The organism is Paenibacillus agri, assembly GCF_013359945.1.
GTDB classification, from domain to species: Bacteria; Bacillota; Bacilli; order Paenibacillales; family Paenibacillaceae; genus Paenibacillus_AQ; species Paenibacillus_AQ agri.
In genome coordinates this window covers 1-255 of sequence record NZ_JABWCS010000079.1, presented here as the reverse complement: position 1 = coordinate 255, position 255 = coordinate 1, and the positions used below count along the sequence as shown (strand labels likewise).

Sequence of the window (255 nt, the reverse complement as noted above, 5' to 3'; positions counted from 1 at the left end):
GTGGGGTAACCCGCAAGGGAGCCAGCCGCCGAAGGTGGGGTAGATGATTGGGGTGAAGTCGTAACAAGGTAGCCGTATCGGAAGGTGCGGCTGGATCACCTCCTTTCTATGGAGAATCGTCACCTGCAACGGTGACATTCAAATCGGAAGTATTACTTCCAAATCTCAGGTTTAGGCCTGTTACTCACTCGTTGCTCAGTTTTGAGAGTTTAAGCTCTCAGTTTCTGAAAGGTTTGGACGATCACGTTAGTGTCG

1 rRNA gene is annotated in these 255 nt (G+C 50.2%); it reads left to right on the top strand.

The window, feature by feature from the left end:
• Window positions 1–106: ribosomal RNA gene (locus HPT30_RS00360) — 16S ribosomal RNA — on the top strand; the annotation flags it as partial.
• Between the last annotated feature and the right edge of the window lie 149 nt (window positions 107–255).